This is a genomic window from Neorhizobium phenanthreniclasticum, from assembly GCF_040066075.1.
Lineage (GTDB): Bacteria > Pseudomonadota > Alphaproteobacteria > Rhizobiales > Rhizobiaceae > Neorhizobium > Neorhizobium petrolearium.
In genome coordinates this window covers 336,981-353,328 of record NZ_JBEAAL010000001.1, presented here as the reverse complement: position 1 = coordinate 353,328, position 16,348 = coordinate 336,981, and the positions used below count along the sequence as shown (strand labels likewise).

Genomic DNA, 16,348 nt, shown 5'->3' with positions numbered 1-16,348 from the left:
AACATGCCGCCCTCGATGTTGCAGCGCAAATGAAAAATCAACAAGGCTCCTATGAGTTCCCTATTTCTTCGCCTTCAGCGTCCAATCGAAAGCCTATGAGGCCATCGCTACCTTTTCGGATGTGCATCGGATTCGATGCCGCCCCGCGACATCTCCGCCGCGTGGGCCAAGTCCCAAGAAGGAGTGACCTGAAATGTTTGGCCGTTTGGGGAGTTTTTATCTGGCGCAGCATCTTGCGGAACAGGACGCATGCCGTCGTGAGGAGCGCATTCCGGATCGCAGCCCCGCCGATCAGAACCTCGGCATCTTCATGAGGCTTCTCGGTGTCATGGGCATCGGGTTCTGCGCGGCCGGTGCAATCGCCCTCATGGCTGCTTGAAGGAGAATTACGATGAATAACAGAGCGATGGCGAAGACCGAGCTTCCTGCGTTCGGCGTGCGTTTCATGGTCGGCCGTGATGCGGGCGGCCATTGGGTCGTCTCCGATCGCGAAGGTCGCGTCGGCGGCTTGTTCACCGATCGCGCCTCGGCAGTGCATTTCGCCATGTTCGAAAGCGATCATCTTCCGGGCGCCGTTTATTGCCTGCCGGATCACATGATATTGAGCCTCGGTCCGGCCTTCGAGAACCGGGCGATGAGCCCGAGGATGAAGATTGCCGGCCGGGCGTGAGGTGAACACATGCTGCATCCCCTCAATCACATACGCGGTCATGTTTACCCGCGTTTCCGTGTCTTCGATCCGCGCAATTCAGGCCGCCTGCATGCCTCCGAAATCATCCTCGGCATACTTCTGGTCATGCTGGCGATACTCGGCCTGGCCTATGCCATGACGCTGATATCCCGGGCATTATCGGCGTGAGAGCGACTGCGGCTGTGGCTCGCGGAAAGGGGTAGAATTCCTATAGGATTTTTATTTCTTTCCCCTGCGGGCGCTCTCGAACCTATATGCGATCACAGCGCATATTCCCGTACGTGTCGTCGTTCAAGAACATCTCTGGGTCGAAAAGCGCGAGGTGCCGTTTTCCGGTCTCGCCTGCGGCTCCGATCCCGGATGGCGTCAGCCAAGTGTGTTCGCGCTCAGTTTGGCGCTTGACGAGGCTCTCCCATAAACTGAAATGGTTGTGGCCACTTGAGGGAGGGCCGCCGCTTTCCCGGACGGAAGACAGGTAGTAGATGCCCGACGTCAGTCATGAGATCGAGAACAGGCCATCGCCGGATGCACTTTTGGAGCATGCCGAGCGCGAGGGGCGCGGGCGTCTGAAGATCTTTCTCGGTGCGGCGCCTGGCGTCGGCAAGACCTATGAAATGCTGATGTCCGGCCGCGCTCGCAAGGCCGATGGCGTCGATGTGGTGATCGGCGTCGTCGAAACCCATGGCCGGCAGGAGACCGAGGCGCTGATCGAGGGGTTCGAGGCCATACCTCGCAAGCGGATCGATTACCGCGGCCAGCCCCTTGAGGAAATGGACATCGACGCCATTCTGGCGAGACGCCCGGAACTGGTCCTCGTCGACGAACTGGCGCATACGAATGTCGCCGGCAGCCGCCACCCGAAGCGCTATATGGATGTGCAGGAGATTCTCGCCCAGGGGATCGACGTCTATTCGACACTCAATATCCAGCATGTTGAAAGCCTGAACGATGTTGTGGCGCAGATCACCCGCATCCGGGTTCGTGAAACCGTTCCCGACTCGATCATCGATCGGGCGGATGACGTCGAGATCATCGACCTTACGCCCGACGACCTCATCAAGCGGCTGAAGGACGGCAAGGTCTATGTGCCGACGACTGCCCGGCGGGCGATCGAGAACTATTTTTCACCCGGCAACCTGACGGCGCTCCGCGAGCTTGCACTCCGCCGTACGGCCCAGCGGGTTGATGAGCAGTTGCTCAATCACATGCAGGCGCATGCGATTTCCGGCCCCTGGGCGGCGGGCGACCGGGTGCTGGTCTGCCTGGATCACAGCCGTGGCGGCGCAAGCCTCGTCCGCTATGCCCGCCGTCAGGCTGATCGCCTACGGGCGCCTTGGACGACGCTGCATCTCGAAACGCCGCAATCACTCAATCTCCCGGATGAGGACAAGGACAGGCTTGCTACCAATATGCGGCTTGCAGAGCAACTCGGCGCCGAGACGGTGACACTGCCGGCGCTCCATCGCTCGCGCGAGATCATTGCCTATGCGAATGCCAACAATTTCACCCATATCATCGTCGGCCGGCCGAGCAAGCCGCGTTGGCGTCAACTTTGGCAGGGTTCCGTCACCCATGATCTGATCCGCTACGCCGGCGATATCAGCGTCCATGTGATTTCCGGTAATGCGAGGGAGAGCGAACCGCAGCGAGGCGTGAAGGCCGCTCAGCCGCTTAAAGCCTTCCGCATCAAGCCGTACCTTCACAGCACCGTTTTCATAGGGCTGGCGATCATTGCCGGCATCGCCCTCGACCAGACGCTCGACGTCCGCAATCTGGCTCTGGTTTTCCTGATGGCCGTGCTGGCCGCCGCAGTGCGTGGCGGCTTGGGGCCGGGGCTGTACGCCTCTCTGCTCGGTGCCCTTTCCTTCAACTTCTTCTTCCTGGAGCCGCGCTACACCTTGACCGTGCGCGACCCGGAAAGCCTGGTCGCGCTGTTCTTCTATCTTGGCGTCGCCCTTGTCGCATCGAACCTCACGGCGGCCGTGCAACGGCAGGCTGTCGCCGCCCGCCAGCGGGCGCGCACCACCGAGGACCTCTATCTCTTCTCGAAGAAACTGGCGGGAACGGGCACGCTTGACGATGTGCTCTGGGCGACGGCCTTCCAGATGGCCTCCATGCTCAAGGTCCGTGTGGTAATCCTGCTGCCGGAAAATGGCTCCATCGCCGTGAAGGCCGGTTATCCCCCGGACGACACGCTGGTGGATGCGGACATCGCCGCCGCCAAATGGGCCTGGGAACACAACCGCCCGGCCGGCCGCGCCGCCGATACGCTGCCCGGCGCGAAACGTCTCTATCTGCCGATGCGGACCGGCCGTGAGCCGGTCGGGGTCATCGGCCTCGACAACGACAAGCAGGGCCCTCTGTTGACGCCCGAACAGCAGCGGCTCTTCGATGCGCTGGCGGATCAGGCGGCGCTGGCGATCGAGCGCGTCCAGCTTGTCTCGGATGTCGACAAGGCCAAGCTCGCGGCCGAGACCGACCGGCTGCGCACCGCGCTTCTGACGTCGATCTCGCATGATCTGAAGACCCCGCTTGCGGCGATCATGGGCTCCGCCGGCATGCTCAAGGATTTCGGAGCCGATATCCCGGAAGAGGCGCGGACCGAATTGTTGACGAGCATCGTGGACGAGTCGGAGCGGCTCAACCGCTTTATCTCCAATCTGCTCGACATGACCCGCATCGGCTCGGGCGCCATGGAGCCGAACTACGCTTTCCATTTCGTGGGCGACATCGTCGGCACGGCGCTCAGCCGGGCGGCGAAGATCGCCGCCAGGCACAGGGTGAAGGTGAGCATTCCTGCCGACCTGCCGATGCTGAAGATCGATCCGGTTCTGTTCGAGCAGGTCCTCTTCAATCTCATCGACAACGCTGCCAAATATGCGCCCGATGAGACCGTGATCGATATCCGCGGCTTTCGGGATGGAGATGCGGTCCTGCTGTCCGTCATGGACGAAGGGCCTGGCATCCCGTTCAACGACGTGGAGCGTATTTTCGACAGCTTCTATCGTGTCCGGAAGGGGGATCACGTCCGGGCCGGCACCGGGCTCGGTCTTTCCATCTGCCGTGGCTTCATCGAGGCCATGGGCGGCACCATCAGGGCGGCCAATCGGTCCGACCGTTCAGGGGCAGTCTTCACGATCCGCATGCCGGTGCCTGCCGAGATGCCCCTTCTGGGAGAAAAGGCCCTGGGAGAAGACGAATGACCAATACCGCCGTGCATATACTCATCGTCGAGGATGAGCCGCCGATCCGCAAGCTGCTTCGCGTCGGACTTTCCACACAGGGATATTCCGTCAGCGAAGCGATGAATGCCAAGGTCGCGATGGAGCTCGTCAGGACCGAAAAGCCCGACCTGATCATCCTCGATCTCGGCCTGCCGGACATACCCGGCCATGATCTGCTCGCTAGGTGGCGGGGGGAGGGGCTCGACCTGCCGATCGTCATCCTCTCGAGCCGCACGGATGAGGCCGGCATTGTCAAGGCGCTCGAACTCGGCGCGGACGACTACATCACCAAGCCGTTCGGCATGAACGAGCTCGTCGCGCGCATCCGCGTGGCGCTCCGCCACCGCCTGCAGAGCCAGGGCGAGAAGCCTGTTTTCAAGACCGGCGATCTTTCTGTCGATCTCGTCAAGCGCATCGTCAAGGTGGCCGGCAAGGAAGTCAAGCTCTCGCCGAAGGAGTATGACATCCTCCGAATCCTGGTGCAGCATGCCGGCAAGGTGCTGACCCACCGTTTCCTGCTGGAACATGTCTGGGACGGGCTGACGGACGTGCAGTATCTGCGTGTCTATGTGCGCCAGCTTCGTCAGAAGATCGAAAAGACGCCCGACCAGCCACAGTATATCCTCACCGAGACCGGGGTCGGTTATCGGCTGCAGGAAGGTCAATAGGCGCTGCCCTCAATCGATGGACATTGCTATGAAACTCCGTGATTATCTCCTGCCGGAGAATATCGTGCTCGACCTTGGGGCGCCGTCCAAGGCGGCGCTGATCAGGCAGCTTTCCGAACTTGCTGCCGGAAGGCTTGCGCTTGACGCAAGCGAGATCGCCGAAGTGTTGATCAATCGGGAAAACCTTGGTTCGACGGGCATCGGCGCCGGTGTTGCCATTCCGCATGCGGTTGTCAAAGGCATCGACCGGCATTTCTGCCTCTTCGCGCGGCTGGTGAAGCCGGTGGACTTCGAGGCGGTGGACGATCAGCCGGTGGATCTCGTCTTTCTGCTTCTCAATCCCGAAAGCCGCCCGGAACACCTGAACATCCTCTCCTGCATCGCCCGGCGCATCCGCGAGGAGGAGACGGTTGCGGCAATCCGCCGGGCGGCAAGTCCGGAAGAAGTCTATGTCAGGCTCTGCCCGCCGGAGGCATGACCGTGACAGCGCACGGCTGCTGCGTTTCCGGCACAGCGCTGGTTTGATAAGTGTCAAATCTTGCCTCTTGACGCGGCTCGCCATGGGGATACTTAAAACCATCCCGCACCGACGGCCATCCGACCGCCGAACGTCCATTCCCATCGTGTTCGCCGAGCGGCGTTCTCAGGTAAGACATCATGACCCACCCAGGCTCGAATCGGGCGCTTGTCATCGCGGCCGTGATGGCAAGCATGGCGATGATCGCCATCGAGGCGACGATCGTTTCAACGGCCATGCCGCAAATCGCTGCCCAGCTTGGCCAGTTGAATCTCTATAGCTGGGTTTTCTCGTCCTTCCTGCTGGCGCAGACTGCGACGACGGTGATCTTCGGCAAACTCTCCGACATCTACGGCCGGAAGCCGATCATCCTGCTCGGCATCGCGATCTTTCTCGCCGCCTCCGTCCTTGCGGGCTTCGCCTGGTCCATGCCTTCGATGATCGCCTTCCGGCTGTTGCAGGGCATTGGCGCCGGCGCTATTCAACCGGTCACCATGACGGTCGTAGGAGATCTTTTTCCCGGGGCTGAACGCGGCAAAGTCCAGGGTTATCTCGCCAGCGTCTGGGCGCTTTCGGCGGTGGTTGGGCCTCTGCTGGGCAGCGTCATCGTCCACAATCTGCCCTGGGCCTGGATATTCTGGATCAATGTGCCGATCGGACTTGCGGCTGCTCTCGGGTTTGTCGTTTTCCTTCATGAGGAGAAACAATCCCGCGGCGTTTCGGTGGACATCCTTGGTGCGGGTCTTTTTGCCGTTTCGATCGCGGCCCTGATGATCGCTTTGACGGAAGCCGAGGGAGCCACTGCGGCCCATACAATGTTCGCTGTCGCGATCTTCGCCGTCAGTCTTATGCTTTTCCTCAGGCAGGAGCGTCGTTCCGAGGCGCCCATGGTGTCACTCGACCTCTGGCGGCAGAGGCCGATAGCTGCCGCCAATGTGGCGACTTTTCTCGCCAGCATGGCGATTATGGGACTTACGACCTTCCTGCCCATGTATGTGCAGACGGTATTGAACCGGTCGGCGGTCGTGGCAGGCTTCGCGCTGACCATGCTCCTGATAGGATGGCCGGCGGCGGCAACGCTCGCCTCCCGCTTGTTCCCGCGCTTCGGCTTGCGCCGGATCATGATCTTCGGCAGCGTCTGTATTCCCATAGGCGCCTTTCTGCTGGTCCTGTTGATGCCCGGCAGCTCGCCCATTCAAGCCGGCGCCGGCTCGCTCGTCATGGGCTTCGGCATGGGCCTCATCAGCATCTGCTCGCTGGTCATCATCCAGGAAAGTGTCGGCTGGTCGGAGCGCGGCAGTGCTACGGCATCCAACATCTTTGCGCGCAATCTCGGCAGTACGCTTGGAGCTGCGGTCCTCGGCGCGGTGCTGAGCTACGGTCTTGCCAATTCCGGCGGAGCCGATGCCGTCACGCCGGATCAGTTGCGCGGTCTTCTGGATGGCGCGGGAACGGCGCTTGCCGCCCAATCGTCGATCCGGCTGGTGCTGCAGAACGCCCTTCACCTGACCTTTGTCTTCATGTTCCTTATCGCAACCCTGATCATCCTCGCCTGCCTTTACGTGCCGGGCGTCATACGGCGGGCGGAAGCCGTGCGGGAAGGTTGAGTTTCAAGGAGCGGTTTCTTTCAAGGTGGCCCGATGAGTTCCGGGCGCTGAAAAGTCGATTGGCAAATTGACCCGGAAAGGGAGATGGAAATCATGTCTGATTTAAATGCGGCCACGTCCGGCACGTTCAGGATTGGCGGGGAGCTTGAGATCAACCGCCTCGGCTTCGGCGCCATGCGCATTACCGGCAAGGGTATCTGGGGGGAACCCGCCGATCGCAATGAGGCGATCCGCACGCTGAAGCGCGTGCCGGAGCTCGGCATAAATTTCATCGACACGGCGGATTCCTACGGCCCCGACGTCTCGGAGGAACTGATCCGGGAGGCGCTCCATCCGTATGGCAGGATCGTCGTCGCCACCAAGGGCGGCCTGACCCGCATCGGCCCCGACCGCTGGATTCCGCTCGGCCGCTCGGAATACCTGATCCAGCAGGCCTACAAGAGCCTGCGCCGGCTCGGTGTCGAGCAGATCGACCTCTGGCAGCTTCACCGCATCGATCCGAAGGTTCCCGCGGCTGAACAGTTCGATGCCGTCAAATCGCTGATCGATGCGAAAGTGATCCGTCACGCGGGGCTCAGCGAAGTCTCGGTCGCCCAGATCGAGGAGGCTTCGAAATATTTCAAGGTCGCAACCGTCCAGAACCAGTACAATCTCGTCGACCGCAAGAGCGAGGCCGTGCTGGAATACAGCGAAAAGCACGGCATCGGCTTCATTCCATGGCATCCTCTGGCGGCCGGCAATCTCGCCAGGCCCGGCTCGGTTCTCGACGCGATCGCGAAGAAGCATGATGCCGCGCCAAGTCAGATTGCGCTTGCCTGGGTGCTGAAGCGCAGCCCGGTCATGTTGCCGATTCCCGGCACGTCAAAGGTGAAGCATCTGGAAGAAAACCTCTCGGCGGTGAACATCGTGTTGTCCGACGAGGATTTCGCCGTCCTCGACGCCCAGGGCAACGCATGAGGATCATCCGGATCTCCGCCGCTCTGATCGTCCGTGCTGACGGAAAGATACTTCTCGTTCGCAAGCGCGGTACGACAGCCTTCATGCAGCCCGGCGGCAAGATGGAGCCGGACGAAAGCCCGGCCGCCGCGCTGGTCCGTGAACTTGAAGAGGAAATCGGTTTGCGGGCCTCCCCGGAACAGTTCCGGTCGCTCGGCCGGTTTGAGGCGACGGCCGCCAACGAGCCGGATCATCTCGTATCGGCGGATGTGTTTGTTTTCGAAAGCGGCGACAGGATAGTTGCCCCAGCCGCCGAGATCGAGGAAATCCGCTGGATATCGCCGATCGATCCAGCCGATGTTGTCCTGGCGGAGCTCACCGAACACCACATCCTGCCAGCTTGGCGGCAGACGCTTCTGGGCACTTAATTCGCGACGCCCGCTTCTGTGACCAAAACCGGATCGGCGCGATAATCCTTCGGGAACAGTTTCCGGAGATTGGAAAGCTTCGGCAGGTCGTTGAAGACGATATAGGGATAGGTCGGGTTGTTGGCCAGGAAATCCTGGTGATAGTCTTCGGCTGGATAGAAGGCCTTGCCCGGTTCGATTGTCGTTGCGATTGTCGTATCGTAGAGTTTCGCTTTGTCGAGCTGGTCGATATAGGCCTTGGCAATGCGCGCCTGTTCGTCATTTACCGGGAAGATGGCCGAGCGATATTGCGGGCCGGCATCCGGTCCCTGCCGGTCGATCTGGGTCGGGTCGTGCGCCACCGAGAAATAGATCTGCAGGAGATGTCCGTAGCTTACTCTCTTCGGATCGAAGGTCACCTTGACGGATTCCGCATGACCCGTCCTGCCATATCCGACCATCTCGTAATGGGCCGTCTCCCTGGTGCCTCCGGCATAGCCGGAAACGGCATTCGTGACGCCTTCGACATGCTGGAATACGCCCTGAACGCCCCAGAAGCAGCCGCCGGCAAAGATCGCCGTTTCCATGTCGGTTGTGTTTGGCGCATGGTCGATCGCCGGCGCAGGGATGGCAATTCCTTCCTGCGCGGAGGCGCTGCCCATGCCGAACGCCAGAACCACCAGAACGGATGCTGCACCGGCAAGCCTCGGCATTTTTGATCTGCGTTGCATGACGGTCTCCTCAACCGAAACGGATGCGTGGGCTGATCCCCGAACAGGCGCATGGCCTCGGATGCCAAGCTCTGCTTTCCTGTACATTTACGGAAGCGGGATGCGATTGGTTACACACATCCTCGCGACACACTGAAATGTGATGTCACACGCGTTTCTCACGATCATCGGCAGACAAAGATCGAGATTGGCTTGGGAAACTGGATTATCACCTGATTGCAAAGGCTTAGTTATAACTGACATCTGGGTTATATTGACGCCTTCCCGATCGATGCTCCACCGTCGACATGAAGGGTCTGCCCGGTGATGAATGCGGCATCGTCGGATAGGAGGAAGGCAGTGGCAGCGGCGGTCTCCTCGGGCTTGCCGAACCGCCGCATCGGAACACCGGCAAGATAACGCGCCTCACCCGCGCTGCCGGGAGCATTGTTCATTCGGAATAGTTCGGTCTCGGTGGGGCCTGGCGATACCGCATTGACCGTTATACCAGTCACGGCAAGCTCGAGCGCCCAGCTTCTGGTGAAGCTGACGAGTGCAGCCTTGGCAGCCGCATAGCTCGTTCGCTCGACGCTGCCAAGCACCGTAAGGCTGGAGATATTGACGATCCGGCCCCATCCCCGCGAGCGCATGCCCGGAAGTGCCGCCTGCGCTGCGCACAACGCCGGGTGGAGATTGACACGCATGACTTCCTCAAGCGTCGCGACCGCGATGTTGCCGAGGGGCTCCGCACGAACGAGGCCGACATTGTTGACCACGCCGTCGACTCTGGCTTCCCGGACGATTGCCGCGAGCCTGTCGCCGGAGGCCGCATCGGCAAGATCGAGAGGATGGAGTTCGCCTGGGAATCCCTCGGACGCATGGCGTGCGATACCGATAACGGCGTCTCCGTGATCCGCGAGGCGCTTTGATAGGGCAAGGCCGATGCCTTTGCTGGCCCCGGTGATCAGAAACGTTCTTTTCATGGGATCTCCTTTCGGCCTCTCCGCTTGCTGCAGCGAGGCCTTGTTGAATGGATGTCGATCAGGCGGAGAGCGAGGCGGCGCGGCGCAGCGCCGGCAGCATGTCTTCAGGTTCCGGACGGCGGGTGTAGTCCGGGTTGACCTCGGCGTAGAGGATTACTCCGTCCTGGCCGACGGCGTAGCGAGCCGGCATCGGCAGGGTCCAGCTCGGATCGCCGTTGAAGGCGGGCAGGTCGTTCTTCAGCGACTTGTAGAGCTCGATCAGATAGTCCTGCATTTCGAAGCGCAGGCCAAAGGCGGCTGCAACATCGTTGTGTGGGTCCGACAGGATCGGGAACGCGAGGTTGTTCTGTCGGACGGACTTGCGGCTGTTGGCCGGATTCTGTGGCGAGATCGCCACCAGGCTTGCGCCGAGTTCCTGGAACTGCGGCAGCGCCTCCTGCAGCGCTTGCAGTTCCATGTTGCAATAGGGGCACCAGACACCGCGGTAAAAGCTGATGACCAGCGGTCCCTTCGACAGGAGACCGTCGGACGAGACCGTGTTGCCCTCCGGGTCTGAGAGCGTGAAGGCCGGCAGCTTGTCGCCGGCCTTCAGCGCACGCTGGGCCGCACCCGAGGCGATCAGTTCTGCGGTGGCGCGACGCATGGTTTCGATAACGGAGTAAGGCACGTTATAGGGCGGTTTGCCGGCTTCGAAATCGGCCTTGAAGGCGTCGAGCCTGGATTGCAGGGTCATGATGGAATCTCCTTGATAAGCTTGGTTTGGATGAATGACGGACGCGAGAATGGTCAGCCGTTGTCCGCCAGGGAGCGGGCGACTTCGGCGGCGCTGATGCCTTCGAGCGCGAGGCCATAACCGGCACCGTCGTCGATGATCCGGCGCAGCTTCTGGGTCAGCGCGATGCGGGTGTAGCGGCTGGTCAGCGGCGGCAGGGCGGCAAGGCCTTCGGCGATCTCATAGGCGCGGGCGAGCAGCCTGTCGGCCGGCACGATCTCGTTGACGGCGCCCCAGTCCTTGGCGGTCTGCGCATCGAGGATCTGCCGGGTGAGAATGAAATGCCGGCCGCGGATGCTGCCGATCACTTCCGGCCAGAGCAGGTTGACGCCATCACCGGGCACGATGCCGAAGTCGAAATGCGGCTTGTCCTGGAAGACGGTTTCGGGCGTTGCAAGAATGATGTCCGTCAACAGGGCATATTCGGAATGCAGCAGGACCGGTCCGTTCAGCGCCGTGATCATAGGCACTTCGATATCGAGGATGTTCATGAGGACCTTCCTGCCCTCGCGGAAGATCTTGTCGTAACCGCGCGGCGAGAAGAAATCGAAGCCCTCGGGGCTGATCGCGTCCATGAAGGCGTCGCCGGAACCCGTCAGGATGACGACGCGGTTATCAGGATCGGAGCCGATCTGATGAAAGAGGTCGACGAACTGCTCGTGGGTGTGGCCGTTGAAGACGAGCTTGCCGCCGTCGGTGTGCAGCGCGACCTCTAGGACGCCGTTTGCTGAGCGGGTCAAACGAGCATTCGGGAAGGCGTATCTGTAGTTATCGAAGTTGGGCATGGTCATTCTCCTATTTGGTGGGATGAGGATGCGGGAGGGATTGGATCAGGCGGCGGGGACAAGAGCCTCGACGCAGGAGATGGCACGTTGGACGGCGGGACGGGATGCGACCGTGTCGTACCAGCGAGACAGGTTGGGCAGGCCGTCGAGCACCAGGCCGGGAAACTGGCGACGCCAGAGCCAGCCGAAATGGGCGATGTCGGCGATGGTGAAGCTGTCGGTCGCGACGAAAGCCTGGCCGGAGAGCTTTTCCTCAAGCAGCGCGAGGATACGTTCGGCCTCGCCGATGAAGCGGGCTTCCGCAATCGGCTGCGGCTCCGGCGACGAGCGCTTGAAGAGTCCGGCATTGCCGAAGGAGGGGCTCAGGCCCGAGGCGTGGAAGAAGAGTTGCTCGAAGACTCGCGCACGGCTTGTTGCATCCGTCGGCAGCAGCTTGCCCGTCTTTTCCGCGAGATGGACGAGGATTGCGGCACTTTCCGTCAGGACGAGGCGTTCGCCGTCGGCGTCATCGACCAGGACGGGCACCTTGCCGTTCGGATTGAAGGCGAGGAACGCCGCTTGCCTCTGCTCGCCCTCGCGGACGTTGACGGGCTTCAGATCGTAGTCAAGCCCCATCTCCTCCAGAGCAATCGGCACCTTGACGCTGTTGGGTGTCGCGAAGGCATGCACTTCGATCATGTTCATCTCCATCGGCGATGTTATCGTTGGAGAGAGTTATGGCCATTCCCGATCTATTGCGGCAGCCGTGTCGAGGCGATAATGCTTATTCCAAAAGGGAATAGGCATGGACAGGCTACAGGCGATGACCGCGTTTGTGCGGGTTGTGGAAACGGGCTCGTTTTCGAGCGCGGCGAGGCAGATCGGCGTCGGCCAGCCCGCGATCTCGAAGACGATCGCCCAGTTGGAGGATAGGCTTCAGGTCCGCCTTCTCGTCCGCTCCACCCACGGCTTGACGCCGACGGATGCCGGCGTTCGCTTCTACGAACGCGCAAAGACGGCGATCCAGGAGGCCGACGAGGCCGAACTGGAGGCCAGAGGCGCCGGTGCCGGCCTCTCGGGACGCCTTCGAGTCTGCGCGGCAACGACCTTTGCCAGACTGATGATGCTGCCGCACCTGCCGAAGTTCATGGCAGCGCATCCAGGACTTGAAGTGGACGTGATCCTCGACGACCGCGTCATCGATCTCGTCTCGGAAGGCATCGACATCGCGCTTCGGATGGGCGACCTTGCAGATTCCTCGGCGGTCGCCCGGCGAGTCACGTCCGGGCGCCGTTCTGTCATCGCGACGCCAGCCTATCTCGAACGACATGGCGTGCCCGCTACACCTGCGGACCTCGCTGAGCATCAGGCGGTCATCTACACCCAGCTCCGCAATGACTGGACCTTCCGGAGACAGGGGACTGAGGCATCCGTCGTGGTGAGCGGCCGGGCCCGCTTCAGCGCCGCAGAAGGAATACGGGCCGCCGTTCTGGCTGACATGGGACTTGCGGTCGCCTCCGACTGGATGTTTTGGCCCGAGCTTGAGACGGGAGCAGTTCGTCGTGTGCTGGAGGATTGGGAGCTTCCGGATGTCGGCTTATGGGCCGTCTTTCCCACCGGAAGGCTTGCGAGTGCGAAGGCACGGGCATTCGCGGACTTCGTTGAGGATGTCGTCAATCGAGGTGATGGAAATCGATGATCGGACCCGCAATATTTCTCTCGCGCAGTCTCGCCGCGTCTCTCGACGGCGGCAGGCCGAACTGCCGGGCGTATTCGCGGCTGAACTGCGTCGGGCTTTCGTAACCCACACCGAACGCGATGGATGTGGCGTTGCCTTCGCCCGCGATGAGGAGGGATCGCGCGTGCAGCAACCGCACGTGCTTCTGGTACTGGAGCGGACTGAGCGCGGTCACGGCCTTGAAGTGACGGTGAAAGGCTGAGACGCTCAACGCCGCCATCTCCGCCAGGGTCTCGACACGCAGGGGCTTGGCGAAGTTCTGCCTGATCCATTGGATGGCAATGCCGATCCGCGAAAGAGCAGTGTCAGGTGTCGCGATATCCCGCAGCATCCATCCGAGCGGCCCCTGCAGCACCCGGAAGAGGATTTCCCGCTCATAGGCGGGAGCAAGGGCGGGGACCTCGTTCGGGCGCTCCATCAGGCGCAGCATCCGAAGCCAGGCATCAAGCAGTTCCGGAGTTACAGGCGCGACGGAGAAGCCGGGGCTGTAGAGCTCACCTCCGGCAGGTTTGGGCAGGTCCGCCAGCAGGTTCGCGACGATCACCGGCTCAAGCGTCAGGCTGATGGCAAGATAGGGATCTCCGTCATCCGACGGGTACACGGAGCCGACCGCCGGCAGATCGACCGACATGACGAAATACGTTGCGGGATCGTAGCGAAACGTGCGGTCGCCGACTGTCATGGTCTTCGAACCCGTCAAGATCAGATTGACCATGGGATCGTAGACCGCGGCAAGCCGATGTTCGGGAATCTCTCCCTGCACCATGGCGACCCGCGGAATACCCGTCTCCGTGCGGCGGTTCTCCGCCCGGGATGCCAATTTTCTCAGTTCCTGAAGCTGCGTGTCCATGGGTTTGTTGTTTCATAGGGGTACCTCACATTCAACGGGAAAGCAGCAATAGGCAAGATTCGAAGAGGATCGTGCGAGCGGCCGTGCGGACTTGCCGGCTATCACTCAGGTATCCGATCGAAGGAGCACCCAATGAGCATCGTCATCATCACCGGCGGAAGTCGCGGCCTCGGCGCCAGCATCGCAACCCAGTGCGCCAGGCGCGGCATGGACGTCATCCTCACCTACAACAGCAACGGGCAAGCGGCCGAGAAGGTCGTCAGCACGATCAAGGCTGACGGCGGCAAGGCAGTCGCTCTGGAACTGGACGTCAGCAACAGCGCGACCTTCCCGGCGTTTCGCGACGCAGTCGGCGAAGCGCTGGCAAATACCTGGAAAGCCCAGACCTTCGACTTCCTCGTCAACAATGCGGGATACGGGCTCTACAACCCGATTGCGACGGTGACGGAAGAAGAGTTCGACGGGCTGTTCCGCGTGCATCTCAAGGGGCCGTTCTTCCTCACGCAGGCACTGCTTCCCCTGATGACTGATGGCGGTCACATCGTGAACGTGACGAGCGCGACCAGCCGTGTGGCCACCGTCGGCGTTGCGCCCTATGCCTCGTTCAAGGGCGGCCTCGAAGTGCTGACCCGCTACATGGTCAAGGAGTTCGGCGAGCGCCGCATCCGCGCCAACTCCGTTGCGCCGGGACCGATCCGTACCGAACTCGGCGGAGGCCTCAGCCAAGAATTCGAGACGCTGCTCGCCGGGCAGATCGCGCTCGGTCGCGTCGGCGAACCGGACGATGTCGGCTGCATGGTCGCGAGCCTGCTGTCGGATGAGAACCGCTGGATCAATGCCCAGAACATCGAAGTCGCCGGCGGCTACATCATCTGAGGAGGCTCCCATGCTCGATCATATCTTCCTGACCGTCAGCGATGTCAGGCGCTCGATCGCCTTTTACGAGAGGGTGCTTCCGATCCTCGGGATCACCGCTCGCCATGACTATGACGGCAGCCAAGGCCCGGCGGGGCATCCCGACCTCAAGGGTTTCGGTGCCAAAGGCAGAATGTTCTTCTGGCTGAGAGAGGGCACGGCTGCACCCGGCGCCGTGCATGTCGGCTTTATCGCGGGCTCCGAGACAATCGTGAATGCCGCCCATGCCGAGGCTCTGGCGGCCGGGGCGACCGAGATCCATGTACCCGGACCGCAGCTCCACTACGATCCCCGCTACTATGCGGCGCAAGTCCGCGACCCGGACGGCTACAGCCTCGAGTTCGTCTACAAGAGCTGGCAGCACGGGAGCTGATGCGATGACCGCAGATACACTGCGCGAGACGGCAGATGCGCTGATCGCCGCTACCAACGCCTTCGATGCCGACGCGGCATTGACCCTGTTCACCACGGATGCGGTGATCGACGACCCGTCGACCGGCCACCGTTTTGACGGCCACCCAGGCATCCACGATTACATCGAGCGATATTTCATCGGCTATTACACGGTGACCCGCTTCCTCTCGATCGAGAGTATCAGCGGGACCCAGGCCCGCCTGCGCGTCGATTTCACCGGAGACTTCGGTCACGAGATCGGTCTCCTCGACATCTCGGTCAATGCAGATGGGCTCATCACGCGCATCGACGCTGATCTCGAATAATCACAGAAGAAGAAATACTATCTGGTTCGTGCCCTCGACAGGCATGCCTTTCAGCCCAAGACGTCTGGCGTGGCCATGCTCGGCCCGCAGAATGCCGAGGTCAGGGAGAAATCTTTCCCGGATTCCCGGGGAGCGCAACCAATTGCGAAAAGAAACGTGGCGAGAAGGACTCACGACTTCCTGTATGCTAGTTTGAGGATGATCGATGATGCAAATGCCGTCCTGGCTGCTGCCATCCTTCAAGGGGATTGGATGGCAGACCTGACAGCGCGGTATGCCGTCCGTGAAGAAATAGATCGTAGTTGGACCGTCTATGATGTCTTCACAGGCCTGCCCGCAAAACCCTCAACGTGGTTTCTTGTGGAGCTGTCCGAAAAGCAAGCTGAAATGTACTGCACCATAGTCAATGCAAAAGATGCCGCTCGCCGCGGAGAGCATGACTGATTGAGCTTTCAGCTCCGGTGTCGAGGCCGCTTATCCGTTGCTTTTGCCCGGACATAAGCGCATGCTTCGAACTTCAGTAGCCGTTTAAAGGGCGCTGCTGCTTCAGGGCATCCATACCCTGGCCCCAATGAAAGGAGGAGGCCATGTCTGCCATCCTTCATCCCAAGAACATCGCGCGTAATCTGGTCCGGGTTAGTGGATCGGGATACCGGGAGAATATCGAACTCAAGGAAGCCGGTGAGCGCGCTCGACATGCGGAGGTTGCCATCAGCCGCTTTCAGGCGGGCGTCACCGGAGCAGGCATCACGCTGTCCCGCTTAGCCGATTTTAGCAAGCCGCGATCCGTGGGTATCGTTGCCTATCTGGGCGAGCGCAGGGATACAGCACAACCTTTGCTATAACG

The 16,348-nt window shown here is 61.3% G+C and carries 21 protein-coding genes; 15 read left to right on the top strand and 6 right to left on the bottom strand.

Translation table 11 applies throughout. The annotated features are described in order from the left end of the window. The first annotated feature begins 193 nt into the window (after positions 1-193). From ABK249_RS01705 to ABK249_RS01665, 9 genes are all read left to right on the top strand, one after another. A complete protein-coding gene (locus tag ABK249_RS01705) occupies positions 194-379 on the top strand; it encodes a hypothetical protein (protein ID WP_348862028.1) in 186 nt (61 codons plus the stop codon). Positions 380-391: 12 nt separating this feature from the next. Then, on the top strand, positions 392-670 hold the full coding sequence (locus tag ABK249_RS01700) for a hypothetical protein (protein ID WP_227701964.1): 279 nt from the start codon (positions 392-394) through the stop codon (positions 668-670). Positions 671-679: 9 nt separating this feature from the next. Further along, positions 680-859, top strand: coding sequence for a hypothetical protein (locus tag ABK249_RS01695; RefSeq protein WP_037158564.1), 180 nt, complete (start codon positions 680-682; stop codon positions 857-859). A gap of 314 nt (positions 860-1,173) precedes the next feature. Beyond that, positions 1,174-3,894, top strand: a complete 2,721-nt coding sequence (locus ABK249_RS01690) for a sensor histidine kinase KdpD (RefSeq protein WP_348862027.1) — start codon at positions 1,174-1,176, stop codon at positions 3,892-3,894. Beyond that, entirely contained in the window at positions 3,891-4,583 is a 693-nt protein-coding gene (locus ABK249_RS01685) for a response regulator transcription factor (RefSeq protein ID WP_037158558.1), read from the top strand. Before ABK249_RS01690 ends, ABK249_RS01685 begins: the two co-directional genes overlap by 4 nt. Before the next feature lie 28 nt (positions 4,584-4,611). Continuing rightward, positions 4,612-5,061, top strand: coding sequence for a PTS sugar transporter subunit IIA (locus ABK249_RS01680; RefSeq protein WP_037159913.1), 450 nt, complete (start codon positions 4,612-4,614; stop codon positions 5,059-5,061). A gap of 179 nt (positions 5,062-5,240) precedes the next feature. Further along, entirely contained in the window at positions 5,241-6,707 is a 1,467-nt protein-coding gene (locus ABK249_RS01675) for an MFS transporter (protein ID WP_037158555.1), read from the top strand. A 93-nt stretch (positions 6,708-6,800) separates the two neighbouring features. Then, positions 6,801-7,664, top strand: coding sequence for an aldo/keto reductase (locus tag ABK249_RS01670; protein ID WP_348862026.1), 864 nt, complete (start codon positions 6,801-6,803; stop codon positions 7,662-7,664). Then, a complete protein-coding gene (locus tag ABK249_RS01665) occupies positions 7,661-8,071 on the top strand; it encodes an NUDIX hydrolase (RefSeq protein ID WP_037158552.1) in 411 nt (136 codons plus the stop codon). The genes ABK249_RS01670 and ABK249_RS01665 overlap by 4 nt, the downstream gene beginning before the upstream one ends. Here the strand turns inward: ABK249_RS01665 and msrA are convergent. From msrA to ABK249_RS01640, 5 genes are all read right to left on the bottom strand, one after another. Beyond that, on the bottom strand, positions 8,068-8,781 hold the full coding sequence (gene msrA, locus ABK249_RS01660; protein WP_415926412.1) for a peptide-methionine (S)-S-oxide reductase MsrA: 714 nt from the start codon (positions 8,779-8,781) through the stop codon (positions 8,068-8,070). The genes ABK249_RS01665 and msrA overlap by 4 nt on opposite strands. 248 nt (positions 8,782-9,029) lie before the next feature. Continuing rightward, on the bottom strand, positions 9,030-9,743 hold the full coding sequence (locus tag ABK249_RS01655; protein ID WP_348862025.1) for an SDR family oxidoreductase: 714 nt from the start codon (positions 9,741-9,743) through the stop codon (positions 9,030-9,032). Positions 9,744-9,801: 58 nt separating this feature from the next. After that, positions 9,802-10,476, bottom strand: a complete 675-nt coding sequence (locus tag ABK249_RS01650) for a peroxiredoxin-like family protein (RefSeq protein WP_037158547.1) — start codon at positions 10,474-10,476, stop codon at positions 9,802-9,804. Positions 10,477-10,529: 53 nt separating this feature from the next. Beyond that, positions 10,530-11,300, bottom strand: coding sequence for an enoyl-CoA hydratase/isomerase family protein (locus ABK249_RS01645; RefSeq protein ID WP_348862023.1), 771 nt, complete (start codon positions 11,298-11,300; stop codon positions 10,530-10,532). A 45-nt stretch (positions 11,301-11,345) separates the two neighbouring features. Continuing rightward, a complete protein-coding gene (locus tag ABK249_RS01640) occupies positions 11,346-11,978 on the bottom strand; it encodes a glutathione S-transferase family protein (protein ID WP_348862021.1) in 633 nt (210 codons plus the stop codon). A gap of 106 nt (positions 11,979-12,084) precedes the next feature. On the opposite strand from ABK249_RS01640, the gene ABK249_RS01635 reads away from it, so the two are divergent. Continuing rightward, positions 12,085-12,978, top strand: coding sequence for a LysR family transcriptional regulator (locus tag ABK249_RS01635; protein ID WP_348862020.1), 894 nt, complete (start codon positions 12,085-12,087; stop codon positions 12,976-12,978). On the opposite strand, the gene ABK249_RS01630 is transcribed toward ABK249_RS01635, so the two are convergent. Next, positions 12,953-13,867, bottom strand: coding sequence for an AraC family transcriptional regulator (locus tag ABK249_RS01630; protein ID WP_037158538.1), 915 nt, complete (start codon positions 13,865-13,867; stop codon positions 12,953-12,955). The genes ABK249_RS01635 and ABK249_RS01630 overlap by 26 nt on opposite strands. 132 nt (positions 13,868-13,999) lie before the next feature. Here ABK249_RS01630 and ABK249_RS01625 point away from each other — a divergent pair, with 132 nt between their 5' ends. From ABK249_RS01625 to ABK249_RS01605, 5 genes are all read left to right on the top strand, one after another. Next, positions 14,000-14,743 (top strand): SDR family NAD(P)-dependent oxidoreductase, encoded by a 744-nt coding sequence (locus ABK249_RS01625; RefSeq protein WP_348862019.1) that lies wholly within the window; start codon positions 14,000-14,002, stop codon positions 14,741-14,743. Between the two features lie 10 nt (positions 14,744-14,753). Continuing rightward, a complete protein-coding gene (locus ABK249_RS01620) occupies positions 14,754-15,155 on the top strand; it encodes a VOC family protein (RefSeq protein WP_348862018.1) in 402 nt (133 codons plus the stop codon). Positions 15,156-15,159: 4 nt separating this feature from the next. Next, entirely contained in the window at positions 15,160-15,501 is a 342-nt protein-coding gene (locus ABK249_RS01615; RefSeq protein WP_348862017.1) for a nuclear transport factor 2 family protein, read from the top strand. A 69-nt stretch (positions 15,502-15,570) separates the two neighbouring features. Beyond that, positions 15,571-15,945: a hypothetical protein gene (locus ABK249_RS01610; protein ID WP_348862016.1), complete on the top strand. Its 375-nt coding sequence runs from the start codon at positions 15,571-15,573 to the stop codon at positions 15,943-15,945. Positions 15,946-16,088: 143 nt separating this feature from the next. Beyond that, positions 16,089-16,346 (top strand): hypothetical protein, encoded by a 258-nt coding sequence (locus ABK249_RS01605; RefSeq protein ID WP_037158526.1) that lies wholly within the window; start codon positions 16,089-16,091, stop codon positions 16,344-16,346. Positions 16,347-16,348: the final 2 nt, after the last annotated feature.